Origin of the sequence: Pauljensenia sp. UMB6358, from assembly GCF_030216865.1 — a bacterium.
Taxonomy (GTDB): domain Bacteria; phylum Actinomycetota; class Actinomycetes; order Actinomycetales; family Actinomycetaceae; genus Pauljensenia; species Pauljensenia turicensis_A.
Genome location: NZ_JASOMS010000003.1, coordinates 170,999 through 195,900, shown reverse-complemented (window position 1 = coordinate 195,900; position 24,902 = coordinate 170,999). Strand labels below are relative to the sequence as shown.

Here is a 24,902-nt window from a genome sequence, read left to right as displayed (position 1 = left end):
CTGCGCCAGCCAGGTGTGGCCGCCAAAACAAGGAGCACAAAGTGGCAGCGCCTTCTCGTCTTGATTCCGTTATCTCCCTAGCCAAGCGTCGCGGATTCGTCTTCCCATGTGGCGATATTTACGGTGGTACTCGCTCAGCGTGGGATTATGGTCCGCTCGGCGTTGAACTGAAGGAAAACATCAAGAAGCAGTGGTGGCAGTACATGGTTCGCTCCCGCGAAGACGTCGTGGGTCTGGACTCCTCCGTCATCCTTCCTCGTCAGACTTGGGTTGCTTCCGGTCACGTCAAGGCATTCACCGATCCGCTCGTTGAGTGCACCTCCTGCCACAAGCGCCTCCGTGCAGATAATCTGCAGGAAGCTCACGCTGCTAAGCACGGCATCGACAACCCGGATGACGTCCCTCTCGGAGACGTCGCATGCCCCAACTGTGGCACCCGCGGTCAGTTCACCGAGCCTCGCGCATTCTCTGGCCTGCTCAAGACCTATCTCGGCCCGGTCGACGACGAGTCCGGTCTGCACTACCTGCGCCCCGAAACCGCTCAGGGTATCTTCATCAACTACGGAAACGTTGCGGCAGCCTCGCGCAAGAAGCCGCCGTTCGGCATCGGCCAGATCGGCAAGTCCTTCCGTAACGAAATCACCCCCGGTAACTTCATCTTCCGTACCCGCGAATTTGAGCAGATGGAACTCGAGTTCTTCTGCGCACCGGGCACCGACGAAGAATGGCACCAGTACTGGATCGACTACCGTCGCGACTGGTATACCGACCTTGGCATCAACCCCGACAACCTGCGCTTCTACGAGCACCCAAAGGAAAAGCTCTCGCACTACTCCAAGCGCACCGTCGACATCGAATACCGCTTCGGATTCCAGGGCTCCGAATGGGGTGAACTCGAAGGCATCGCAAACCGTACCGACTACGACCTGGGTGTCCACTCCGAAGCCTCCGGCTCGAAGCTCGACTACTTCGACCAGACCACCGGCGAACGTTGGACTCCCTACGTCATCGAGCCGTCCGCTGGTCTGACCCGCTCGCTCATGGCATTCCTCATCGAGGCCTACCACGAGGACGAAGCCCCCAACACCAAGGGCGGCGTCGACAAGCGCACCGTTCTGCGCCTCGACTCGCGTCTTGCCCCCGTGAAGGCAGCTGTCCTGCCACTATCGCGTAAGCCCGAGCTCACCGGCCCGGCACGTGAACTTGCAGCAGACCTCCGCTCCATCTGGAATGTCGAATACGACGATGCGGGCGCCGTTGGCCGTCGCTACCGTCGCCAGGACGAAATCGGCACCCCGTACTGCATCACCTACGACTTCGACTCGATTGAAGACAAGGCAGTGACCGTCCGCGACCGCGACTCGATGGTTCAGGAACGTATTCCGCTTGAGAACGTCAAGAAGCTCCTCATCGAAAAGCTCGGAGCTTGCTGATTTGATTCCATCCGAATCAACGCTTGGCCCGACCTTAGCTCTTGAGGTCGGGCCACTGCGCGTATGGTCGCCCATCGTTCTTGCCCCGATGGCGGGAGTAACCGATGTGCCATTTCGGCGTTTATGTCGACAGATGGGCGAAGAAGGACTGCCGGATTGGTTGAATCCTTCCAGCTCGAACGCTCAGGTCACTCCAGAAAAAGGCGTGGACGCACTCGCCGGCCTATACGTCTGCGAAATGGTAACGTCGCGCGCCCTCGTTGAAGGTAATGTGCGCACATTGGAAATGGTGCGCCCAGACCCCGCCGAACGCGTGCGCTCCATCCAGCTCTACGGCGTCGATCCAGCAACGATGGCTCAGGCTACATCGATCCTTATTGACCGCGACCTGGTGGATCACATTGACCTGAACTTTGGGTGCCCGGTTCCGAAAGTGACGAAGAAGGGTGGGGGAGCTGCCCTTCCGTGGAAGCGCGACCTGTTCGACGATCTTGTACACGCGGTTGTTGGTGCTGCGGACAGGGCCGGAGCAGCAGCTGGTCGCGATATTCCCGTCACAGTGAAAATGCGCGTTGGTATCGACGACGATCACATTACGTTCCTCGACGCTGCGAAAGTGGCTGAAAATCGCGGTGTCGCAGCGGTTGCCCTCCACGCGCGCACGCAAACCCAGCACTACGCGGGTCACGCTGACTGGACGCAGATCAAGCGTTTGAAAGACGCGATGCGTATTCCTGTCTTCGGCAACGGCGATATTTTCTCCGGCGCAGATGCGCAGCGAATGATGGATGAAACCGGTTGCGATGCAGTTGTCGTTGGTCGAGGATGCCAGGGGCGCCCCTGGCTGTTTACCGACCTGACTTCGACACTGATGGGTGGTCCTGCCTTTAGCGACCCGAGTCTTTCCGATATCGCGGACATCATCGAAAAGCACGCCGCATGGGTCATTGAAGACCAGGGCGATGAACTGCGGGCCCTCCGCGAAATGCGCAAGCACGTCGGCTGGTATCTGCGAGGCTTCGCGATCGGCGGGCCGACTCGTCACGCGCTCTCAATGGTGTCGACCCTCGAAGAACTCCACGATCTTCTCCACATGCTGGACCTCGATCAGGAGTATCCGCAGGCGGCGCTGGGAGCTCGCGGTCGCGCCGGCGGTGAAAAGACGCCACGCCTACCCGATGGGTGGTTGGACTCTCCCTATCTGAGCGATGCTGAACGCCAGACCCTTCATCTTGCTGAATCCGATGTCAGTGGAGGCTGATATGTCGAATCCCTGCGATGATTGCATCCCAACTGAAGTGACGATTGGTCATGCGTCGACTCCGCGAGGAATGCTCAACATCGGAGGGGGCGCTCCAACGGCCGTCATCTCTTCGCTGATGAGCGCCTCACTGGAATCGCTAACAAGCGAGATCACGGATGTCGCCGGCGCTCAGCCCGACCTGATTGAATGGCGCGTTGACCCACTCCTTGCCTCGGTGCAAGCGAGCGAGCGTGAAGGCCTATTACGCACTGGACTCAAGCTCGTGACGGATCAGAGCCCGCTTCCTCTGTTGGCAACAATTCGCACAGTCGCCGAAGGGGGCCTCGTTGATCTTTCTGACGGTCAATACACGGACTTTCTTGCCATCCTGGCCACCTTCGCCGACGCGATCGACCTTGAAATTTGTCACCCGGGTGCAATCGACATAGTTGAAGAGATTCACGAGGCCGGTAGCATCGCCGTGGCGTCGCACCATGATTTCACCCGAACGCCCCTCACCGTTGACATTGATCGAGTATTCGCATCGATGGCAAAAGCTGGCGCCGACGTGCTCAAAATTGCCTATATGACTCATCGGCCCGAGGACGCACTGAGGATCATGGACGCGCAACTAAGAGCGTCACGAACCTATGCCCTTCCTGTTATCGGCATTGGAATGGGTGAATTCGGTGCGATCACCAGGATCTGCGGTCACACATTCGCCAGCGCGGCAACATTCGCTTCAGCGTCGTCCTCTAGCGCCCCAGGTCAGCTCAGCGTTGAAGAAACCCGGCGTGGCCTCGTCACCCTTCAACGCTGAAAGGCGCGCACGAAAGCGGAAATCGAAACGGTGGTCGTGGATCCGTCAGCCAGAGAACTCGGCGGTCGGTGCCGGCTGGATGCGGGCGACACTTACCCACGCGCACGACCTGGGAGCGACCACACCATGGCTACTCTGGGAACTCGCCACAAGGATCTGGGAACCGGGCGGAAGAGCGAGAGGCTGATCGGCGGTGTTCACAACGATCATCACGTCGGAGTTCAGATAGACAAGAGTGTCGGGGCGCGCCCACTCCAACCCGTGCAGTACGCCCAGCGCGTGCGTTCCCAGCTTGCGTTCGGATCGCAGGGCAAGCGCCGTTCGAATGTACGAGGTCGCACTGACCTGCTCGACCACGTTTTCTTCACGAAGGCGACCGTGGAACACACCCGGCAGACCAAGCGCAAGTAGCGTTAACGCACGATCCGCATCCGACTGGCGATCGGCGGGCAGACAATCAACGTTCCATGGAGCAACCGCACCAATACGATCGCGGATAGACAGCGAATCTGAAACAACCAACTCAAGGCTTGGAGCGTCAAAAGAAGCAGTTCGTAGCGCATCATCGTACAGATGATGGAACCACTCGTCTTCAAGGTGAGACATAATGGCGGGAGTGTCAAAGCCAGACAGGCGTGCCGTCACAATCGGCTGAGAATCAAATGTTGCACACTCTGCTTCAACCTGGCGGACAAGAGCAGTGAAACGCTCTCGCGCAAGCGCCCTGCGGATCGGGGAGTCTTCATACTCTTCGGCGCACACGCCCAAATCAACACCATCCGCGCCAGCGTTGAGGGCACCGCGCGTCCTCAGAAGGAGCGTCGTGACGCGGTTTTCCATATCCGCTCCGCGCGCCCCCAAAGACACGAATGTTTCATTCGGGATACGCACAATCACACGCTGGCGGCGCGCTTTCAACTGATGAATAAACTCTGGCAACGGCGACTTCGGATGAACCAGCAGAATCGGGTCATCAAGAGTGACAAGAACGGTATCAAAACCGGCATTGTGTAAGGTCAGTGCATCAGTGGAAATCTGAGCAGCGTTATCCGCAGACAGAGAAGTAGGGATCGTCGCGAGCGCACAGGAATGCCACCAGGGACTAGGACCGCGCCTGGATCGGTGAACGAGCAGGGTGCGGACGGCGTGTGGGCGAGGCTCGTGGTGTTTCACCCTTTCATCGTGTCACAGATGTGGATAACTCGTCTGCCCATTCCCAAGGGATAGGCTTATATGGTGAATGAAAGCCCTGAAATGACTCGGAGTGCCATGGTGCTCGTGCCCGTGTATTCGTCCCAGGATCAGTCACGTATGTGGCCTGAACCTTCGAAGTCAGCGATGCGGACAGCGTTCGAACGCGACAGGGCTCGAATTGTGCACTCGTCGGGTTTGCGTCGTCTGGGTGAGAAGACTCAGGTGTTAGGCCCGGCCACTGACGACTTTGTTCGTACGCGTCTGACGCACTCTCTTGAGGTTGCGCAGGTTGGTCGTGAACTGGGTAAAGAATTGGGCGCGAATCCTGACGTGGTGGATGCAGCGTGCCTGAGCCACGATCTTGGACACCCGCCGTTTGGGCACAATGGCGAGAGGGTTTTGGATGAGCTTGCCGGCGATTGCGGTGGTTTTGAAGGAAACGCGCAGACTCTGCGTCTAGTGAGCCGACTTGAGCCGAAAGTGCTGACCGATGATGGGCATCCGGCGGGGTTGAATCTGACGAAGGCGACACTGGATGCGATCTGTAAATACCCGTGGGCGAAAGGCCAGGGGCCGGATCCGATGAAGTCAGCAAAGAAGTTCTCCGTCTATTCAGATGATGCTCACGTTTTCGAGTGGATGCGTCAGGGAGCACCCGTTGGTCGACGTTGCTTGGAAGCACAGATCATGGATCTCTCAGACGACATTGCCTACTCCGTGCATGACGTTGAAGATGCCATCGCAACGGGTAAATGCGACGTTGCATCCCTCAGCGATGAATCGACACTGAATGAGATTATTGACTCGACGATCAACTGGTACGGGACAGGTGTTGCCCGCACCGATTTGGAACTGGCGATTGAACGTCTGCTTCGTATGCCCGAATGGCCACGATCCTTTGATGGTTCCTATCGTGCGCTCGCGGAATTGAAAGATTTCACATCCGAACTGATCGGACGTTTCTGTGCCTCTACGGTCAGCGCGACTCGTGTTGAGTTTGGTGCCGGTCCGTTGGGACGATACCGTGCGGATCTGGTTGTTCCTCCCGAGGCTCGTGCAGAGATCCAGATCTTGAAGGGGCTGGCTGTTCACTTCGTGATGAGCCCGCGTGAGAACGAGCCGGTGTATTACCAGCAGCGCACGCTTTTGGCGGACTTGGTGGATGCTCTTTTCGAAGCTGGACCGTCGGCTTTGGAGCCTCTTTTTGCTGAAAACTGGCGTCAAACGAACGATGATAATGAGCGTTTGCGCGTGGTGATTGACCAGGTCGCGTCGCTGACGGATGCGTCCGCATCACGCTGGCACGCCCAGTGGTGTGGCATGCTTTCAACCCAATTGTGAGCGTGCGCTAAACGGTGAACGGATCGGTAGACTAGCGTCTATGGCCGGACGCATTCTTGAAGAAGACAAGGAACGCTTACGACAGGCAATTGATGTTGCTCGTGTCGTAGGTGAACACGTCACTTTGCGTAGCGGCGGAATGAACTCTTTGAAGGGGTTGTGCCCTTTTCACGATGAGCGCACTCCGAGTTTCACCGTTAATCCGACGACGGGTCTCTGGCATTGCTTCGGGTGTGGAGAAGGCGGGGACATCTTCGCTTTTGTTCAGAAGATCAATAATTTTTCCTTCCCAGAGACTCTTGAATACCTGTCTCAAATGACGGGTGTCCCTCTTCGGTACGAAGAGGGAAGCTCTCAGACGGTGCGTGAACAGCCCGGCAGGCGCCAGCGTCTGATCGACATGCATCGAATTGCTGAAGAGTTCTATCAACAACAGCTTGAAACTCCAGAGGCCTTGCCTGCCCGTAAGTTCTTAGGCAACCGCGGGTTCGGACCTGCAGAGTGCCGGCATTTTGGCGTCGGTTACTCAGCCGATTCCTGGGACACTCTGACGCGCATGCTTCGCTCACGTGGTTTTACCGATGAAGAGATTGAAAAGTCCGGTTTGGCGTCGCGTGGGCAGCGAGGTCTGATTGATCGTTTCCGCGGTCGCGTCATGTGGCCGATCCGGGATATCACGGGAACAACCGTTGGTTTTGGCGCCAGGCGTTTGAACGACGAAGACAAGCAGAGCCCGAAGTACTTGAATACCCCCGAAACTCCGCTGTATAAGAAGTCCACGTTGCTGTATGGGCTGGATTTGGCGAAGAAAGAGATTTCCAAGAACCGTAAGGTCGTCATTGTCGAGGGATACACGGACGTGATGGCTGCTCATATGGCCGGTGTGACCTGCGCGGTTGCTACCTGCGGTACGGCTTTCGGATCCGAGCACGTTCGCGTTGTCCGCCGACTGCTGGGCGACTCAGCGGATTCTGCTGCCGGGGTTGTCCTATCCAGTGGGCAGGCACGAGGTTCCGAAGTGATCTTTACCTTTGACGGTGACGAGGCGGGCCAAAAGGCTGCTCTTCGCGCGTTTAAAGAAGACCAGAACTTTGCGTCTCAAACGTTTGTTGCAGTTGATCCTCAGGGGATGGATCCGTGCGACATCATGATTAATCGTGGGAAGAACGCGGTTGTTGAATTGATTCGCTCGCGTATTCCACTGTTTGAATTCGTCTTGCGTTCGATCCTTCGCCAATCGAACCTCAATTTCCCCGAAGGACGCGTTCGGGCTTTGGAAGCTTCTGCTCCCATCGTTGCTGACATTAAAGATCGCGCATTACGGATGGAGTACGAACGCCTGCTAGCCGGCTGGCTTGGCATGGATCCTCGTTTCGTGCAAAACCAGATTCGTTCACTATCACGCGGGAGATACCAGCGTTTCGACAGTGCGCAGAATAACCACATGGCTGGAGCTGGTCGCCCGCAACCTCAAGCGCGCCCCGAACCCGAAGATCTCGTCTCGCGCGTGGAACGCCAGGCGTTGGAAGCAGTTTTGCAACAGCCGATTTATTTCATTGGCACGCAGTTCGATTCCATCGATGGTGCGACGTTTACTCATCCAACGCGCAGAGCCGTATTCGATGCGGTTAAAGCGGTTGGTGGCGTCGATGCGTTTGCTCGTCAGCTGAAGAAAGCACAGGACGAAACAGGCGATAGTGTCTATGCGCAAGAGGTGGCGACACGTCGTTTCGTGGATGATATTCGCCAAGAAGCAGGCGAATTGATTGAACCGATTATCACCAAACTTGCAGTCGTCGAACTTCCTCAGGATCGCGAAGACGAAATGCGTTCCTACTGCAAGGGAGTTGTGAACGCACTGGTTCGACTGGACCTGAATCGCAAAACAGCCGACATTCGCTCTCAGCTTCAGCGTATGAATGAAGACGACCCGAAGTATCAAGAAACATTCGAATACCTGGTCACTCTTGAACAGCGACGACGTTCTTTGCGTGAACGCGACTAGATTGTTGATCGTTTCTCGCACTGGCTTCCCCGGTGCCGTGCTACCGACATGTTTGACCCCAAGGAGGCCACCATGGCTGAAGTTGAGAGCTTCGCGCTGGATCACACTGCAGTGAAAGCACCCTATGTTCGCCTGATTGCCGTTGAACACGGCCCGAGGGGGGATGCGATTTCTAACTTTGATCTGCGTTTCGTCCAGCCGAATGAAAACGCGATCCCAACCGGTGGTCTGCACACGATCGAACACCTGATGGCATCCCTTCTGCGCGACCGCATGGATGGAGTGATTGACTGCTCGCCGTTCGGTTGCCGAACCGGTTTCCACCTGATTACGTGGGGCACCCCAAGCATTGAAGAAGTCACACGAGCCGTTGTCTCCAGCCTTGAAGCAATCGCTGACCAGATCACTTGGGATGAGGTTCCCGGCACCGACATCGTGTCCTGCGGTAACTACCGTGATCACTCACTGTTCTCCGCCAAAGAATGGGCGCGAGCCATCCTGGATAAGAAGTTCTCCATTGATCCTTTTGTGCGCACTCTGCTGGACGACTAGAGGCGCGTTGTAGCGACTGAAAAACGTGTCGGCGAGGTCACAGACTTCGCCGACACGTGTATTACTGGGGAATAGACCTAATCGAGGCCCACGCTCTCACGCAAATCGCGTTCGAAGGCATCTGCTTCCTTCTGGGAAGCCTCGTCAAGCGGGCCAAGCGCAATCAGAACAGAAAACAGCTTTCCGTCTTCCGCGCGCCGAATCCATGCCGCTACTTGCGTTCCATTCGACACCTTCAAGGCCTTGTGAATCACGATCGAATGATTGACGCGGTCACTGATGGTCCGCATCAGAACGTGCGGATCTTCAGACACTGTCGTCAGCGTCCAATCCGGGCGTTGAGGATCAACCCAGGTGACCGACAACTGACGAGTTTCAGCCTCCCATTGAGCGGTCGCGGCCTCGTACCACATTGCGGAGTCGATGATCGCGGTGGCGGAAGTCAGGATCAGCGCATGAGCGCCGGCGACAACCCAAAGGTCATCGCCTACTTGCTCAGCGACGGGGTTGCGATCACTATCGGGGAGTAGGCCAAGAGCGGACGCGGGCAGAACGGTAGTCATGGGCTCATTGTAAGCAAACGCCATCTGCCCGGCTGGGCGAGGTGGCGTCCTGCGAAAAGCGGGCTTCCAAGACGGACAGTTAGTTGCTCTGTCCGGATTCGGTGCGAGCAACGGATTGAGATGACGGGGAGTCGTCAGTGCCCTCGGCGGGAACGGGGGTCGGCAATGGAAGAGAGCTCATCGTGGCAACACCCATCCATGAGCGAATATCATCGAGGGCTGCCTGAATGCCGATTGTCCGCAGGCTTTCGTCAGACGTATTCACCAAGTGAAGGTCGGCTTCAATCAGAGTCAAGAAAATAGCGTCAGCGCTGGACGTATCGATTGAACACCTCATGGCGCGCGTGTCCGTTGCACCATTCTTTAATGTTTCATCGACGCGGCTGAATAGTTCATCGGCTTTGATGCTGGCATCAGAAATGACTTGGTTCTTTAACTGAGCAGTCGGCAGTGACTGAGCAACACAATCCCAGCGTGCGACAGAATCGGAGAGCTCCGTGGAAGCTGCAAGCTTTTCACCTGTTTCGTCGCTTATTTCGAGCGTGGTCAACATCGTGCCATTCTCAAGGGGTTCCTGGTCAATTCCCCATGTTGACAGCGCCGCGAGCTCCCTATTGTCTGTTTTCATGCTGAAGCGAGAGTTGAGAGTCTGGAGGCTCTGACTCTGCATGCGTGTACCAATCCCGTACGTCAGAGCAAGCCCCTGAGTATCGGCGTAGCGACTCAAAGCCACTTGAGTGAGGGCAACGGCTTGTCCGCCGTCAAGAGCCTCGGGATTTGATGCGGTTGCAAGATCTCGAAGAGCAGTTGTTTCGTTCCACGCGATGAATTCGTCAATCGAAAGTGGCGCGTCGGCAATATCCGGAACGTTCTTGGCATTGTCTGGCACCTGAGTTCCCCACGGCTGCCAGACCCCACCCAAGGAATCTGCGCGTCCCTGAGCCTGCGTAGAAAAAGTTGAAAGCGCAGTGGCACATGACTCACACGATGAAGCAAGGGAAGCGAACCCCTGAGCGCGAATCGCTGCTGCCTGATCAGCGCGCGCAGCGCGATCGCGAATGATGTCGGTGTCAGACATTGACGGGATCTGAAGTGTTCGCGTCAAAAATGGGATATTCGTTGACGTGCAGGCGCTGAGGATCAGGGCAGAAGCGATACTGATGCTCACCGAGGTGGCGATTCGGCGACGCCGAAGTGGTCGCGACGAAGTGGCTCGGTCAGTCTGAGTGTGATGATCAACAAGATGCACCTTCAAATCATGTCATGTTTCAAGGCGGGTACGATGGGGAGCTAATGCCGTGTTGGACACGTAGGAGGAATGGTGGCGAAGCCACAACATCACTTTGAGGCGCTTGAAGAACGCTTAGCGCCTATCGCTTCAGGGTTCGGACTCGAACTCGATTCCGTTATTGGAGTCAAAGAATCCGGAATGCAGATTGTTAGAGTGATCGTCGAAGCAATCGAGCCCGGCGCCAGCGTCGATTCGGAAGCTCTTGCCGATATGTCACGTGCAGTCAGCCCGATTATGGACGAAGTCGATCCCGTCGATGGCGAATACTTCCTTGAGGTGTCAACACCGGGAGCTGAGCGTGAACTGGTCACCCCTCGTCATTGGGGGCGCCAAATTGGGCGCCTTGTCGCCGTCAAACTCAAAGACGCTACGAAGCTGGTCGGACGTGTCGAATCCGCCACTGATTTCCATGCTGTGCTGAACGTCGATGGAACGCCTACTACCATTGAATACACCCAGGTTAAGAAGGCGCGTCCGCGCGTCGAATTCGTTTCGGAGGAATGAGACGCATGGAAATCGATATGACAGCACTGCGCATGGTCGAGCAGGAAAAGGGCGTGTCCCTAGACCGGCTCGTCGATGCCATTGAAGAAGCCCTTCTCAAGGCCTACCACAATCTTCCCGGCGCCATCTCTCAGGCTCGAATCGAAATCGATAAGAAGACCGGTAGCGTCGCAGTGATCGCCACCGAAGAAGACGAAGAGGGCAACCCGATCGGCGAATTCGACGACACCCCGAAGAACTTTGGTCGTATCGCCCAGACGACCGCTCGTTCGATCATCATTGCGCGCCTGCGTGATGCAGACGATCAGAAGGTTCTCGGCGACTTTGCTTCCCAGAAGGGACAGGTCGTCACCGGCGTCGTTGACCAGTCGCGCGACGGGCGCATCACCATCGTCAAGGTCGGCGATGACTTCGAAGCAGTTCTTCCCGACTCGGAAAAGGCTCCCGGCGAAACCTACCGTCACGGAGACCGCATTCGCGCGTTCGTCGTCAACGTTGAACGCACCGAAAAAGGCGCACGCATCACGCTTTCGCGCACTCACCCTGGCCTCGTTTCCGGTCTCTTCGAGCGCGAGGTCCCCGAAATTCAGCAGGGCTTGGTCAAGATCAAGTCGATCGCACGCGAAGCCGGACACCGTACGAAGATCGCCGTTGCACCGACTCGTGACGGCATTAACGCCAAGGGCGCATGCATCGGTCCGATGGGTGCACGTGTGCGCGCGGTCATGAACGAACTCGGTGGCGAAAAGATCGATATTGTCGACTGGTCGGCAGATCCGGCACGCTACGTCGCAAACGCTCTGTCGCCTGCACGCGTTGCCCGCGTTGTCGTTCACTCGATCGACAATCGCACTGCAACCGCGATCGTCCCGGACTTCCAGCTATCGCTGGCGATCGGTAAGGAAGGTCAGAATGCTCGCCTAGCCGCGCGTCTGACCGAATTCCATATCGACATTCATTCTGATACGGAAAACGGTGAAGAAGCAGACGTTTCGCGCACCTCAATGCCTGATGACGTGACCAGTCGCTCATGCGTGGACGACGAGGAATAAGCCCAGCTCGATTAAACTGATCATGTGTCGCATCCTGCGCTGAACCAGATTACCGTGCCACAAGGCGCGGTAATGGTGCGTACGTGTGTGGGATGTTCACGTCGAGCGTTACGCGCGGATCTCATTCGCGTTGTTGTTTCGAAAAATGGGGTGTGCACCGTAGACCCCACAAGCGCGCAACCCGGTCGAGGTGCGTGGATTCACCCGGATCCAACGTGTATCGAAACCGCCCGCAAGCGTCGGGCATTTCAACGCGCACTCTCATGCGAGGGCGACATTGACGCCCACATGTGGGACCAGCTTGGCCAGGTTGCCTCATCACGAGCACACAGTGCTCTCGTCGAGTAATGAAAGCGGGTTGGAAGCCGATGGGCACCCGATGAGTACCCAGCGATGAGCTGCCAGCAATACAAGTAACGCGTCTCCGTCCGGAGGCGCTTCCGGACAGGAGAAAAGTGGCAAAGTTGCGTGTCCACGAGCTCGCCAAAGAGCTCGGAATCACCAGCAAGGAACTTTTGACGTACCTCAACGACCACGGTGAGTTCGTCAAAGCCTCAAGCTCAGCATTGGAATCGCCAGTTGTGCGTTCCGTGCGCGAGCACTACGGATCGAAGGGCCCGGCTGAAGCCCCTTCAACGAAGAAGACCGCTACCAAGAGCGAAAAGAAGCCCGCCGAAAAGAAGACTGCCGAAAAGAAGACTGCGGCATCGAAGGCTTCTTCTTCGCAATCTTCCGCTCCGAAGCCTGCCTCACCGAAGGCAACAAAGAGCGCTGAGAAGACCTCGGCCCCCAAGCCGGGTGCTCCCAAGCCTGCAGCCCCCAAGCCGGCAGGCCCCAAGCCGGCAGGCAAGCAAAAAGCTGAAAGTAAGGACGACGCTAGCGCGCCACGTCCTTCTGCACCTCGTCCCGGCCCTCGTTCGGGTGGCCCGCGTCCGGGTAACAACCCGTATGCGTCCAGCCAGGGCATGCCTCGGCCGGGTGGTACCGGTGGCCCGCGCCCCGGTCCTCGTCCGGGCCCGCGCCCCGGTGGCAGCCGTCCGCAGGGTGGTAATGATCGCCCGACACGCGGCAATTCCAACCGTTCCGGTAGCCCTCGTCCGAGTGGTAACCGTTCCGGTGGTGCCAATCGCCCGAACCCCGGCATGATGCCAGGACAAGCAAACTTTGCTCGCAACGCTTCCGGCGCCGCCCCCGCAAATGATCGCCCCGCACGTAACGGTGGTGGCCGTGGTCGTGGTGGCGCACGTCCCGCTGGTGGTCGCTCTGCGGGCGGTCCCGGCGCAAACGCCGGTGGCGGTTTCGGAGGTGCTCCCCGCGGTGGTGGACGTGGTGGACGCGGCTCAACTCCGGGCGCATTCGGTCGCGGAGGCGGTCGCAATCAGCGCGGACGCAAGTCGAAGCGCGCAAAACGTCAAGAGTTCGAACAGCAGAATGCACCCGTCATTGGTGGCGTTCAGATTCCTCGCGGAAACGGCAAGGTTATCCGTATCCGCCAGGGTGCATCCCTCGCAGACTTCGCCGAGAAGATCGAGGTCAATCCCGCAGCACTGGTCACCGTTCTGTTCCACCTTGGTGAAATGGCAACCGCAACCCAGTCGCTCGACCAGGACACCTTTGAAACACTCGGTGCAGAACTCGGTTACGACGTCAAGGTCGTTTCTCCCGAAGAAGAAGACCGCGAACTACTGGAGTCCTTCGATATTGACCTCGAGGCCGAAGAACTCGACGACGTCGAAAACCTCATGCCTCGTCCGCCGGTCGTTACCGTCATGGGTCACGTCGACCACGGCAAGACCAAGCTGCTTGACGCGATCCGTCACACCGATGTGGTCGATACCGAGCACGGTGGCATCACGCAGCACATCGGCGCCTACCAGGTCAACGTTGAACATGAAGGTCGCAAGCGTCCGATCACATTCATTGATACCCCCGGTCACGAAGCATTCACCGCTATGCGTGCCCGCGGTGCTCAGGTCACTGACATCGCGATCCTGGTTGTCGCAGCCGACGACGGAGTCATGCCACAGACGGTTGAAGCAATCAACCACGCTCAGGCAGCAAACGTTCCGATCGTTGTCGCGGTCAACAAGGTCGATAAGGAAGGCGCAAGCCCGGACAAGATCCGTGGCCAGCTGACCGAATACGGTCTGGTTGCCGAGGAATACGGTGGCGACATCATGTTCGTCGACATCTCGGCAAAGCAGCGTACCGGTATCCGCGAACTGCTCGAAGCGGTTCTGTTGACCGCAGACGCTGCTCTGACCCTGGAAGCTAACCCCAATACCGCAGCACGTGGCGTTGCCATTGAAGCGAACCTCGATAAGGGTCGTGGCGCCGTTGCAACCATGCTGGTTCAGCGTGGCACCCTGCGCATCGGTGACGCACTGGTCGTCGGTTCCTCCTACGGTCGCGTCCGCGCCATGTTTGATGACACGGGGGATGACGTTTCTGAAGCCGGTCCGTCGCGTCCGGTTGCTGTCCTTGGTCTGACCTCCGTTCCGCGTGCAGGCGACTCCTTCTTGGTTGCCTCCGATGACCGTACTGCTCGCCAGATTGCTGGCAAGCGTGAGGCAGCAGAACGTCAGGCAATGCTTGCCAAGCGCCGTAAGCGTGTCTCCCTTGAAGACTTCGATAAGGTCCTCAAGGAAGGCGAGGTCGATACTCTCAACCTCATCATCAAGGGCGACGTTTCCGGTGCCGTCGAGGCCCTGGAAGATTCACTCCTCAGCATCGATGTGGGCGAAGAGGTCGCACTGCGCATCATCCACCGCGGTGTTGGTGCAATCACGCAGAACGACGTCAACCTGGCAACGGTCGACAACGCCGTCATCATCGGCTTCAACGTTCGCCCCGCAGAACGCGTGGCAGAACTGGCCGACTCCGAAGGCGTCGAGATCAAGTACTACAACGTCATCTACTCGGCGATCGACGACATTGAGGCCGCTCTTAAGGGCATGCTCAAGCCGATCTACGAAGAGGTCGCACTCGGTAGCGCAGAGATCCGTCAGGTCTTCCGCTCCGGCAAGTTCGGCAACATCGCAGGTTCGATCATCCGCTCTGGCACGATCAAGCGTGGAACCAAGGCTCGTTTGGTTCGCGACGGCGTGGTTGTCGCAGACAACCTCGAAATCGCGTCGCTACGTCGCGAGAAGGACGATGTCACCGAGGTCCGCGAAGGCTACGAATGTGGTATCACGCTGGGCTACAAGGACATCGCCGAAGGCGACATCATCGAAACCTGGGAAATGCGCGAAAAGCCGCGTGACTGAGGCCGTGATGGTCCGCTTGTAGGACATACGTAGTGTCGGGTGGAAGCGAGTTTCGTTTCCACCCGACCTGTGTGTTCCAAGCAGCTAACGCGTTTGGAGAGGTGCGTTGAACGTGAGGTATCCACCAGCATTCAGCCGATGAGGGGTAGAGCCTCTACGATGGGATACCAGCAAGTACGCCAGTTCGACTGAAATCATGAGCCACTGAACGGGTGACAGAAGAAAAAAGGGGAGTGCCATGGCAGACGAAGCACGCCAGCGCAAAGTTCAAGACCGTATTCACCAGACCGTCGCGCGTATGCTCGGCCGTCGAATCAAGGATCCACGTCTCAGCTTCGTCACGATCACCGACGTGCGAGTGACCGGCGACCTTCAGCATGCTTCGATCTTCTACACAGTCCTCGGCGATAATGCTGACCGCGCAGGCGCCGGTCGCGCATTCGAATCTGCAAAGGGCATTATTCGCTCCGAAGTGGGTAAGGCTCTAGGCATTCGCCTGACCCCGACCCTTGAATTCATCCTGGATGGCCTGCCCGAGTCTGCGGCAGCTCTCGAAGACGCGCTGGCAGCAGCGAAGAAGCGCGATGAAGAGATCGCGGCCTCGTCGATCGGGGCTACCTACGCTGGAGATGCAGATCCCTACCGTCGCGACGATGACGATGAAGGTAGCGAGGAAGCCGACGGCTTCGACGAAAATGAGCAGGACCTCGCCTGAGATGGCGAAAAAGCCTGACACTTCCATCCCAGGCATCGTTATTATCGATAAGCCAGCTGGGATGACCAGCCACGATGTCGTGTCGAAGATGCGACGCGTGGCGCATACTCGCAAGGTCGGCCACGGAGGAACCCTTGATCCGATGGCGACCGGCGTTTTGGTAATCGGCATCGGTCAAGCAACGCGACTGCTGACCTACATTACCGCCGGTTCGAAGGCTTATGATGCGACGATTCGTTTCGGCGTTGCAATGACCACGGATGATGCCCAAGGCCAGCCGATTTCGATTGCTGGATGCGAACAGCTGGACCGAGAAGCGCTCGAATCTGCAATGGCAAGCCTGCGCGGTGAGATCATGCAGGTTCCTGCAACGGTCTCGGCGATCAAGGTCGATGGTAAGCGAGCCTACGCGTTAGCACGTGAAGGCCGCTCTGTTGAACTGAAAGCGCGTCCGATTACAATCCACGCCTTCGAACGACTGGGCGATCCGCGCATTCAAATGGCGGAGTATGCGATTGCTACAGATGATGATTCGGCTGAAATGACGGCTATTCCAGTCAGTGTCGTTGATGTTGACGTTCACGTCGATTGCTCGTCTGGCACGTATATTCGTTCCCTCGCCCGCGACCTCGGGCAGATGCTGGGGTGCGGCGCACACCTGACGGCGTTGCGTCGTACGCGTGTTGCCTCGTTCACCCTTTCGGGCGCCCACCAGCTGGCTGATCTGCAAGCGGAAACTGAAGCGCGAGGGGAGTTTTCGCCAGGCGCGCCCTCGTTGCCGTCTCCCGGCCTGATTCCGATTGCCGAGGCCGCGACCTCGTTGTTCCCCTCCATTGTTCTGAGCGCGGAAGAAGAACAGCGTTTCTCCCATGGTCAGGCACCGACGCGTGACGCGCAGGAAGTCATGGCATTAGGGAACCCCGGCGATGTCATTGCAGCATGCAATACATCTGGAGTGCTCTGTGGGGTGCTGGCCATTAAGAATCATTCTTTGAAGACTCTCAACGTATTTTCTGGAGAAACACAATGAAGGTCTGGACCGACCTGTCTGAGATTCCCGGCGACGAAAAGTCGGTGGTCACCATCGGTAACTTTGACGGTATGCACAATGGGCACCGCCGAGTCGTTGCCTCGTGCGTTGAGCGCGCACGCAAACGCGGTGTGGATGCCGTGGCGATTACTTTCGACCCGCATCCGACCCAGGTGCATCGCCCGGAAGTAAACCTCCAGCTGATTTCGCCGTTGCGGGATCGACTTGATGCCATGGCCTCGTGCGGACTGGATGCGACACTTGTGGAGCACTATGACCAAAGCGTGTACACGCTGGAACCCGAAGATTTCGTCACCGAGTTCCTCGTTGACCGCTTGGGTGCGGTTGAAGTTGTTGTCGGTGAAGACTTCCGTTTTGGTGCCCACAACTTAGGCACAATCGATACGCTTCGGGCGCTGGGACGCACCTACGGTTTTGATGTTGTGATGGTCACCGATATTCAGGCTCCCGAAGGGCGTCGCTGGTCCTCATCGTGGGTGCGTGAACTGCTCACTGAAGGCGATGTCGCTGGCGCTGCCCGGGTTTTGGGGCATTTGCACCGAATCCGTGGCACGGTCGAACACGGTTTTAAACGAGGCCGTTCTCTGGGATTTCCGACCGCCAATTTGCGGGGCGGAATTGAAGGCGTTGTGCCTGCTGATGGCGTGTATGCCGGCTGGGTTGTGCGTACCGTTCCGGGAACGCAGTCCGCAGAATTCTTGCCCGCAGCGATCTCGGTGGGAACGAACCCACAGTTCGATGGGGTAGAGCGCACTGTTGAAGCTCACGTGCTGGGGCGATCCGACCTGAACCTCTACGGCGAGAAAATCGCGGTCACCTTCGTGTCACGCATTCGCGAAATGATGACCTTCGATTCTCTCGATGAACTACTTTTCCAGATGGATAATGACCTGCTGAAGACCGCGTCCGTGCTCGGAATCGCCGTGGCGAATCGCGTGGATCCCGATTCGGTGACCGCCGTCTGAAAGCAACGGGTTTCCCTCGGGTGTGATTGTCCTTTCACAAGGTGAGTCTGCCCACGTAGATACGGGGAAAAGCCCGCATCATGCTAACCTTGAAAAGCCGTCAAACGGCCGCGGATCCGATGCTGTAAAGGAAAGCTTTACAGCTCCGCGCAACGAATGAAGCAAAGGAGACGCCTGTGCCGCTGAGCAAGGACGTTAAAGACCAGATCATCGCCGAGTACGCGACCCACGAGGGCGACACCGGTTCCCCCGAGGTTCAGATTGCACTGCTGACCCAGCGCATCAAGGATCTGACCGAGCACTTCAAGTACCACACGCACGATCACCACTCACGTCGCGGCCTTTTGCTGCTCGTTGGTCGTCGTCGTCGCCTCCTTGGCTACTTGGCTTCGGTCGACATCGAACGCTACCGTTCGCTCATCGAGCGTCTCGGCCTGCGTCGCTGAACTTGTGCCGGCCCGATCCCGTATGGGACCGGGCCGGTTCACTACGTGTGGCGTTTTCACCCACACACCCACACACCCAATAGGAAAGAACCACGAACGCGTCGCCGGTTTTCGACAGTGGTTCACGGACCCCCGCTTGTTTGTCGGGTGCGACGCCGTGGACTTCGATCGAAGGCCGAAGCGTGACGTGAGTTCTTCAGTTGAGAATCACAAAGGAGAATCCCCATCATGATGGAAGGTTCAGACATCACCGCCGCAGAGGCGATTATTGATAACGGCCGTTTCGGCAAGCGCACCGTGCGCTTCGAAACGGGTCGCCTTGCCAAGCAGGCCGCCGGCTCCGCTCTGGCATACCTGGACGACGAGACCACCGTCCTGTCGGCCACCACTGTCGGCAAGTCGCCTCGCGATCAGTTCGACTTCTTCCCGCTGACTGTCGACGTTGAAGAACGTTCGTACGCTGCGGGTCGTATCCCCGGATCGTTCTTCCGTCGCGAAGGTCGCGCGGGCACCGAGGCAATCCTCGCAGCCCGCCTGATTGACCGCCCGCTGCGCCCCGGCTTCGTCAAGGGCCTGCGCAACGAGGTCCAGGTTGTCGAGACTGTCCTGACCGTTCACCCGGATGACGCTTACGACGTTCTGGCAATCAACGCAGCATCCATGTCTACCCAGATCGCGGGTCTGCCCTTCACCGGCCCGATCGGTGGCACCCGTCTTGCTCTGATCGACGGCCAGTGGGTGGCATTCCCGCGTTGGTCTGAGCTCGAGCGCTCCGTCTTCAACATCGTTGTTGCCGGTCGTATCGTGACCGCTGAAGACGGCACCGAAGACGTCGCAATCATGATGGTTGAGGCCGGTGGCGGAAAGAACCAGTGGGAACTCATCCAGGCCGGTGCCATTGCTCCGACCGAAGATGTTGTTGCCGATGGTCTTGAAGCAGCAAAGCCCTTCATCAAGGTCCTCTGCGAGGCCCAGATTGAGGTCGCCAAGACCGCTTCGAAGGAAACTGCAGAGTTCCCGCTCTTCATCGACTACACCGATGAAGAATACGCAGTAGTCGAGGAATGGGTTGGCGACAAGCTTGCCAAGGCGCTCCTGACCGAAGGCAAGCTGGCACGCGACGAAGCCGTTGATGCTGTTAAGGCCGAGATGCTCGAGGCACTGCTTGCGCGCTTCGAACATGAAGACGCTGAGAAGGAACTGAAGGCAGCCTTCCGTTCGCTCGAAAAGTACACGATCCGTCAGCGCACGCTGCGTGAAGAAATCCGCATGGATGGTCGTACCCCGCGCCAGATCCGCTCCCTCTCCGCAGAGGTCGAGGTTCTGCCTCGCGTCCACGGTTCCGCCATCTTCCAGCGTGGCGAAACCCAGATCCTGGGCGTCACCACACTGGCAATGCTTCGCATGGAACAGCAGCTCGACAACCTGAGCCCCGTCACCGCGAAGCGCTACATGCACCAGTACAACTTCGCTCCCTTCTCGACCGGTGAAACCGGCCGAGTGGGTGCCCCGAAGCGCCGCGAAATCGGCCACGGTGACCTTGCAGAGCGCGCTCTGATCCCGGTTCTGCCGTCGCGCGAAGAGTTCCCCTACGCAATCCGCCAGGTCTCCGAGACCATGGGCTCCAACGGCTCGTCCTCGATGGGCTCCGTCTGCGCATCGACTCTGTCGCTACTCCAGGCTGGCGTCCCGTTGCGCGCACCCGTCGCCGGTATCGCCATGGGCCTCATGACCGGTGAAGTTGATGGCGTTCAGAAGGCTGTCACCCTGACCGACATTCTCGGTGCCGAAGACGGCTTCGGCGACATGGACTTCAAGGTAGCCGGCACCAAGGACTTCATCACCGCCCTCCAGCTCGACACCAAACTCGACGGTATTGATTCCCAGGTCCTGCGTGGCGCCCTTGCTCAGGCCCGCGACGCTCGCCTGACCATCCTTGATCTGATCAACCAGGCTATTGACGGCCCTGATGAAATGAGCCCGAACGCTCCTCGCATCATCACCGTCCAGGTTCCCGTGGATAAGATCGGTGAGGTCATTGGCCCGAAGGGCAAGATGATCAACCAGATCCAGGAAGATACCGGCGCAGATCTGACGATCGAAGATGACGGCACCGTCTACATTGCTGCCGCTGCCGGCGAAGCCGCTGAAGCTGCACGCCAGATGGTCAACCAGATTGCTAACCCGCAGATGCCTGAGGTCGGCGAACGCTTCATCGGCACGGTCGTCAAGACCACGTCGTTCGGTGCATTCATTTCCCTGACCCCGGGTAAGGATGGCCTGCTCCACATTTCCCAGGTTCGTCGCCTGGTCGGTGGCAAGCGCATCGAGTCTGTCGATGACGTTCTGCAGGTTGGCCAGCAGCTTGAGGTCGAGATCGCTGAAATCGGCGATCGTGGCAAGCTCTCCCTGCACGCTGTCCTTGATGACGAAGCTACAGCCGCTGAAGCTGCCAATGCTTCCAACTCCGAGTCCGAAGGTCGCCCCGAGCGTCGCGAACGCCGTGACCGCTCCGAGCGTCGTGAGCGTCGTCCGCGCACCCGCACGCGTCGCAAGCGTGAGGACGAGGGTGAAGCAACCCAGGCTCCGTCTGAAGACTGATAGTTCTTCATCACCTCGTTGGGCCGGTGGCAGAGCCACCGGCCCAACAGTATTTTTCAGTCAATACTGCTCTGCCTGAACGTCTCCAACCGGTTGAGCATTGAGCAAGTAGACTCACACACGTGGACGTTTTGAACCTCCGCCTGAACAATCGGGGGAACATCGCGTTAACGGCCAGAAGAAAAGGAAATGGAAGACTCGTGAGCGAACCGATCGAACTGACACTCGATGCGATCGACAATCAGTTACTGGATGACACTGATGGCGATCTGCGACGGACAGTGACTTCGTTTGGTACGCGTATCATCACCCAGCACATTCCTGCCACGCATTCTGCTGGAGTCAGCATGTGGGTTCCTGTGGGATCTCGCGATGAAACCCCCGAAGTCGCAGGTTCGACCCACTTCCTTGAACATCTGTTGTTTAAAGGGACGGATACTCGCTCCGCTTTTGACATCGCCGAAAGTTTCGACCGTGTGGGCGGAGAAACGAATGCGGAAACCGCGAAGGAACACACTGCATACTGGGCTCGCGTCGTTTCGACCGATCTCACAATGGCGGTGGGGACGATCGCTGACATGTTGACCAACTCGCTCTTGGATCCGGCAGAGTTTGAAATGGAACGAGGGGTCATCCTCGATGAGCTCGCGATGTCAAAAGACTCTCCGACCGAGAACGTCCACGAAGCATTCCAGCAGGCAATTCACGGTGATACTCCGCTTGGTCGCCCGGTGGGTGGCACCCCTGACATTATTAGCGCTGTCAGTCGTGACAAGGTGTTTGAGCACTATCACCGCCACTATGCGCCGAACAACTTGATCGTTGCGGTTGCCGGCGATATTGAGCATGAAGCAGTCGTGAACATGGTGACCGATGCTCTGTCGGCGTCCAATTGGGCGTCACAGCTGAAATCATCCAGCCGGCCTCGTCAGCGCCGCTCGAAGCTCGCAACCAACGAAGGCGTTCAGTCGGCGGAAATAGTGAGGCGTCGCGATGTTGAACAAGCTCACGTTGTGATCGGCACCAGGGGGTTTCGCGCACTCGCTGATGAACTCCCGACCTTTAACGTTTTGCTCAATGTGCTGGGCGGGTCGATGTCGTCGCGCTTGTTCCAGGAAGTTCGCGAGAAACGAGGCTTGGCCTACACGACCTACGCTTTCGGTTCGTCCTACGCGGAAACCGGTAGCTTCGGCATGTACGCGGGCACATCGCCGGCGAAGGTAGACGAGGTCGAAAAACTCATGCGGAGCCAATTGGAGTTGCTCGCAAGCGAAGGCCCGACCGCCTCAGAGATGGAGCGCGTACGAGGCCAAGTGCGAGGCTCCGTCGTGCTGAGCCAAGAAGATAACTGGTCGCGCATGATGCTTATTGGTCGCGCTGAAGTGTCTGGCCGATACAAGTCCATCGAACAAGCAATTGACGCGATCAACCAGGTGAGCGCTGAAGACGTGAAGGCCATGGCCACCGACCTTGCACGCCGTAATTTCTCTCGTGCTCTCGTCCTTCCGAACAACGCCTAAAGACAAGAAGAGGAACTCATCATGATTCACGTAGCAGTCATTGGCGCTCAAGGCCGTATGGGCGCGACCGTCGTTGAAGCAGTGAACGGTGCAGACGACATGGAGTTCGTCGCTGGTCTTGATGCTTCGGATCAGATCACAGCCAGTAACCTTGGTGGCGCCGAGGTTGCCGTCGATTTCTCAACGCCGTCTGTTACCGAAGCAAATGTCCACGCACTGCTGGACGCTGGGGTGAACGTCGTTGTGGGCACAACGGGGTGGAGTGATGAATCCTATGAGCGTGTGCGCGTCCACGCTGAAGAATCTGGCCGTTGCGTCCTGATCGCACCGAACTTCGCGATGTCTGCCGTGCTGGCGATGAAGTTCGCTGCGCTGGCCGCCCCGTATTTCGAGTCCGCTGAGGTTATTGAAATGCACCATCCGAACAAGGTGGATGCGCCTTCCGGTACTGCGGTTGCCACTGCGAAGGGGATCGCAGCGTCGCGCGGAAAGGCCGGATGTGGTCCCATGCCTGATGCCACCCAGTCGGATCCACTGGGTGCCCGCGGGGGAGCCGTAGACGGCGTGCCTGTCCATGCTGTCCGCCTGCGTGGCCTGACAGCCTCGGAAGAGATCCTGCTGGGCAACCCTGGTGAACAGCTGGTGATCCGCACGGATTCCTTCGACCGTTTCTCTTTCATGCCCGGCGTTTTGTTAGGCGTGCGTGAAGTGAGCAAGCATCCGGGTCTGTCGATCGGCTTGGATACTGTCCTTGACCTGCCGGGGCTTCTATGAGCATCGACCTTGGTATGCCGGGAGCAGGTGCACCTCAGTCTGTTTCGAAGGTGCCCGACCGATCGGTTCGCCCCGCATTGGCTCAGGATGCGCCACAGATTGCGCGTATTCAGGCAGCCTCGCTCAAGAGGCTCTTCGGCGCGAGCGCACAGGTGGGCGAACAGGTTCTTGTGCAACAGTGGGCAACAACATTGACTGCTCCTGCTCCCGCTGGGTGCTTCACTCTTGTTGCCCTCCACGCCAACGTGGTCGCCGGTTATGCTCTGGTTGTTCCCGCCGATGATTTCACCGCCGGTGATGGTAGCGCCATCACGGGCGCCTCGTTAATTGCCGAAATGGACGTGGACGAAAGTTTCCGTCGAAGCGGACATGCCTCTCGCTTGGTGCAGGCGTGCGTCGATGTTTCGCGTGCGACCGCCCTCAGTACGTGGATTGATTCAAGGGACGAGGCCCGGATCCGTTTCTTCACCTCATGCGGGTTTGGGCCGGCAGGGGTGAGGCGCACATTCCCCGACATGCCTGATGTTGTCCAACACCTGTGGTGGACTTCGACGCAGACACCTGACGAGTGATAGGCGTTCACCTAGTGAACTTTGGGCTGTTTCGATGCCTCCGCGTCATATGCTCAACCCATGAGCTACACCCCGCGCCGTCTTTTCGGCTCCCTCGCAACCGCAATGGTGACCCCGTTTCACGCTGACGGGTCAATCGATCTCGACTCCGCGGTCCGTTTGGCAAAGAAGCTCGTTGACGACGGGTCTGACACAGTTTTGCTGTCTGGAACGACTGGCGAATCTCCGACGACCCATCAGCCGGAGAAGGATGAACTGACGGTTGCTGTGAAGGAAGCTGTGGGTGACCGCGCGTTTATTCTCTGCGGTGCGTGCTCGAACGACACCGCGCACGCTGTGCGTATTGGTGAAGGGGCACAGGCGTCGGGGGCTGATGGTCTGCTGGTTGTCTCCCCGTATTACAACCGTCCCTCTCAGGTGGGTCTGCGTGCCCACGTTCGCGCTATTGTGGACGCAACTGATCTTCCCGTCATGCTCTACGACATTCCGGGACGTACCGGCTTGGCGTTCAGTGATGAGACACTGGATGACCTTGCCACCCACCCGCGTATCAAAGCTGTTAAAGATGCCACAGGCAACGTTGAACAGGGCGTCGAACGAATGCACCGAACTCAGCTCGAGTACTACTCGGGTGATGACGGCTTGAACTTCGCTTGGATGACCGGTGGAGCCTCCGGTTTCGTGTCGGTCGTGTCACATGTTGCCTCGTCGCACTACCGGAAGATGATCGACCTGCTGGATGCCGATAAGGTCTGGGAAGCCCGCGAACTTGCCTACTCGCTTCGCCCGCTGGTGGCTGCCATCATGGGCGGGGGACAGGGGGCTGTCATGGCAAAAGCAGCCCTGTACCTGCAGGGCGTCATTGAAACGCCGGTTCTGCGTCTGCCGTTGGTGGGAGCCTCGAATGACGAAATGGAATCCTTGAAGTCTGCGCTGAAAGTGGCCGAACTGCTCTGACTTGGGTCTGAGTGTTCACGGATTTCCCCTGAGG

The 24,902-nt window shown here is 58.1% G+C and carries 22 protein-coding genes; 19 read left to right on the top strand and 3 right to left on the bottom strand.

Annotated elements, in window-relative coordinates; translation table 11 throughout:
• Positions 1-41: 41 nt before the first annotated feature.
• From QP381_RS03745 to aroD, 3 genes are all read left to right on the top strand, one after another.
• Positions 42-1,433: a glycine--tRNA ligase gene (locus QP381_RS03745; RefSeq protein WP_006681739.1), complete on the top strand. Its 1,392-nt coding sequence runs from the start codon at positions 42-44 to the stop codon at positions 1,431-1,433.
• Positions 1,434-1,521: 88 nt separating this feature from the next.
• A complete protein-coding gene (gene dusB, locus QP381_RS03740; RefSeq protein WP_040318728.1) occupies positions 1,522-2,694 on the top strand; it encodes a tRNA dihydrouridine synthase DusB in 1,173 nt (390 codons plus the stop codon).
• 1 nt (position 2,695) lies between these two features.
• Positions 2,696-3,496 carry a type I 3-dehydroquinate dehydratase gene (aroD, locus tag QP381_RS03735; protein ID WP_006681737.1) on the top strand — a complete coding sequence of 267 codons (801 nt, stop codon included), beginning with the start codon at positions 2,696-2,698 and terminating at the stop codon, positions 3,494-3,496.
• Between the two features lie 45 nt (positions 3,497-3,541).
• Here the strand turns inward: aroD and QP381_RS03730 are convergent, their stop codons facing one another.
• Positions 3,542-4,669 (bottom strand): hypothetical protein, encoded by a 1,128-nt coding sequence (locus QP381_RS03730; protein ID WP_141089661.1) that lies wholly within the window; start codon positions 4,667-4,669, stop codon positions 3,542-3,544.
• 96 nt (positions 4,670-4,765) lie between these two features.
• On the opposite strand from QP381_RS03730, the gene QP381_RS03725 reads away from it, so the two are divergent.
• The 3 genes from QP381_RS03725 (at position 4,766) to QP381_RS03715 (ending at position 8,588) form a co-directional block, all read left to right on the top strand.
• Positions 4,766-6,031: a deoxyguanosinetriphosphate triphosphohydrolase gene (locus tag QP381_RS03725; RefSeq protein WP_006681735.1), complete on the top strand. Its 1,266-nt coding sequence runs from the start codon at positions 4,766-4,768 to the stop codon at positions 6,029-6,031.
• Between the two features lie 40 nt (positions 6,032-6,071).
• Positions 6,072-8,036, top strand: a complete 1,965-nt coding sequence (gene dnaG / locus QP381_RS03720; RefSeq protein ID WP_006681734.1) for a DNA primase — start codon at positions 6,072-6,074, stop codon at positions 8,034-8,036.
• A gap of 72 nt (positions 8,037-8,108) precedes the next feature.
• Positions 8,109-8,588: an S-ribosylhomocysteine lyase gene (locus tag QP381_RS03715; RefSeq protein WP_006681733.1), complete on the top strand. Its 480-nt coding sequence runs from the start codon at positions 8,109-8,111 to the stop codon at positions 8,586-8,588.
• A 77-nt stretch (positions 8,589-8,665) separates the two neighbouring features.
• Here the strand turns inward: QP381_RS03715 and QP381_RS03710 are convergent, their stop codons facing one another.
• Together QP381_RS03710 and QP381_RS03705 are read right to left on the bottom strand one after the other, a co-directional pair.
• Positions 8,666-9,151, bottom strand: a complete 486-nt coding sequence (locus QP381_RS03710; RefSeq protein WP_040318687.1) for a hypothetical protein — start codon at positions 9,149-9,151, stop codon at positions 8,666-8,668.
• A gap of 79 nt (positions 9,152-9,230) precedes the next feature.
• Positions 9,231-10,319 carry a hypothetical protein gene (locus tag QP381_RS03705; RefSeq protein ID WP_285067851.1) on the bottom strand — a complete coding sequence of 363 codons (1,089 nt, stop codon included), beginning with the start codon at positions 10,317-10,319 and terminating at the stop codon, positions 9,231-9,233.
• A 153-nt stretch (positions 10,320-10,472) separates the two neighbouring features.
• Here QP381_RS03705 and rimP point away from each other — a divergent pair, with 153 nt between their 5' ends.
• The 13 genes from rimP (at position 10,473) to dapA (ending at position 24,868) form a co-directional block, all read left to right on the top strand.
• A complete protein-coding gene (gene rimP / locus QP381_RS03700) occupies positions 10,473-10,946 on the top strand; it encodes a ribosome maturation factor RimP (protein ID WP_285067849.1) in 474 nt (157 codons plus the stop codon).
• A 5-nt stretch (positions 10,947-10,951) separates the two neighbouring features.
• Positions 10,952-11,998 carry a transcription termination factor NusA gene (nusA, locus tag QP381_RS03695; protein WP_006681729.1) on the top strand — a complete coding sequence of 349 codons (1,047 nt, stop codon included), beginning with the start codon at positions 10,952-10,954 and terminating at the stop codon, positions 11,996-11,998.
• Positions 11,999-12,022: 24 nt separating this feature from the next.
• A complete protein-coding gene (locus QP381_RS03690; protein ID WP_207326483.1) occupies positions 12,023-12,346 on the top strand; it encodes a YlxR family protein in 324 nt (107 codons plus the stop codon).
• Positions 12,347-12,453: 107 nt separating this feature from the next.
• On the top strand, positions 12,454-15,267 hold the full coding sequence (gene infB, locus QP381_RS03685; protein ID WP_219585761.1) for a translation initiation factor IF-2: 2,814 nt from the start codon (positions 12,454-12,456) through the stop codon (positions 15,265-15,267).
• 238 nt (positions 15,268-15,505) lie between these two features.
• The gene (gene rbfA / locus QP381_RS03680; protein ID WP_006681727.1) at positions 15,506-15,982 is read left to right on the top strand and encodes a 30S ribosome-binding factor RbfA; all 477 of its coding nucleotides are present in this window, start codon (positions 15,506-15,508) and stop codon (positions 15,980-15,982) included.
• Between the two features lies 1 nt (position 15,983).
• A complete protein-coding gene (truB, locus tag QP381_RS03675; protein WP_006681726.1) occupies positions 15,984-17,012 on the top strand; it encodes a tRNA pseudouridine(55) synthase TruB in 1,029 nt (342 codons plus the stop codon).
• Positions 17,009-17,998, top strand: coding sequence for a bifunctional riboflavin kinase/FAD synthetase (locus tag QP381_RS03670; protein ID WP_006681725.1), 990 nt, complete (start codon positions 17,009-17,011; stop codon positions 17,996-17,998). Before truB ends, QP381_RS03670 begins: the two co-directional genes overlap by 4 nt.
• A 176-nt stretch (positions 17,999-18,174) precedes the next feature.
• Positions 18,175-18,444 (top strand): 30S ribosomal protein S15, encoded by a 270-nt coding sequence (gene rpsO / locus QP381_RS03665; RefSeq protein ID WP_006681724.1) that lies wholly within the window; start codon positions 18,175-18,177, stop codon positions 18,442-18,444.
• 228 nt (positions 18,445-18,672) lie between these two features.
• The gene (locus QP381_RS03660; RefSeq protein ID WP_006681723.1) at positions 18,673-21,045 is read left to right on the top strand and encodes a polyribonucleotide nucleotidyltransferase; all 2,373 of its coding nucleotides are present in this window, start codon (positions 18,673-18,675) and stop codon (positions 21,043-21,045) included.
• Positions 21,046-21,245: 200 nt separating this feature from the next.
• Positions 21,246-22,565 (top strand): M16 family metallopeptidase, encoded by a 1,320-nt coding sequence (locus QP381_RS03655; protein ID WP_006681722.1) that lies wholly within the window; start codon positions 21,246-21,248, stop codon positions 22,563-22,565.
• Positions 22,566-22,586: 21 nt separating this feature from the next.
• Complete coding sequence (dapB, locus tag QP381_RS03650) at positions 22,587-23,339, top strand: 4-hydroxy-tetrahydrodipicolinate reductase (protein ID WP_103633544.1); 753 nt, start codon at positions 22,587-22,589, stop codon at positions 23,337-23,339.
• Entirely contained in the window at positions 23,336-23,911 is a 576-nt protein-coding gene (locus QP381_RS03645; RefSeq protein ID WP_103633545.1) for a GNAT family N-acetyltransferase, read from the top strand. The genes dapB and QP381_RS03645 overlap by 4 nt, the downstream gene beginning before the upstream one ends.
• Positions 23,912-23,971: 60 nt before the next feature.
• On the top strand, positions 23,972-24,868 hold the full coding sequence (gene dapA, locus QP381_RS03640) for a 4-hydroxy-tetrahydrodipicolinate synthase (protein WP_103633546.1): 897 nt from the start codon (positions 23,972-23,974) through the stop codon (positions 24,866-24,868).
• Positions 24,869-24,902 lie beyond the last annotated feature (34 nt).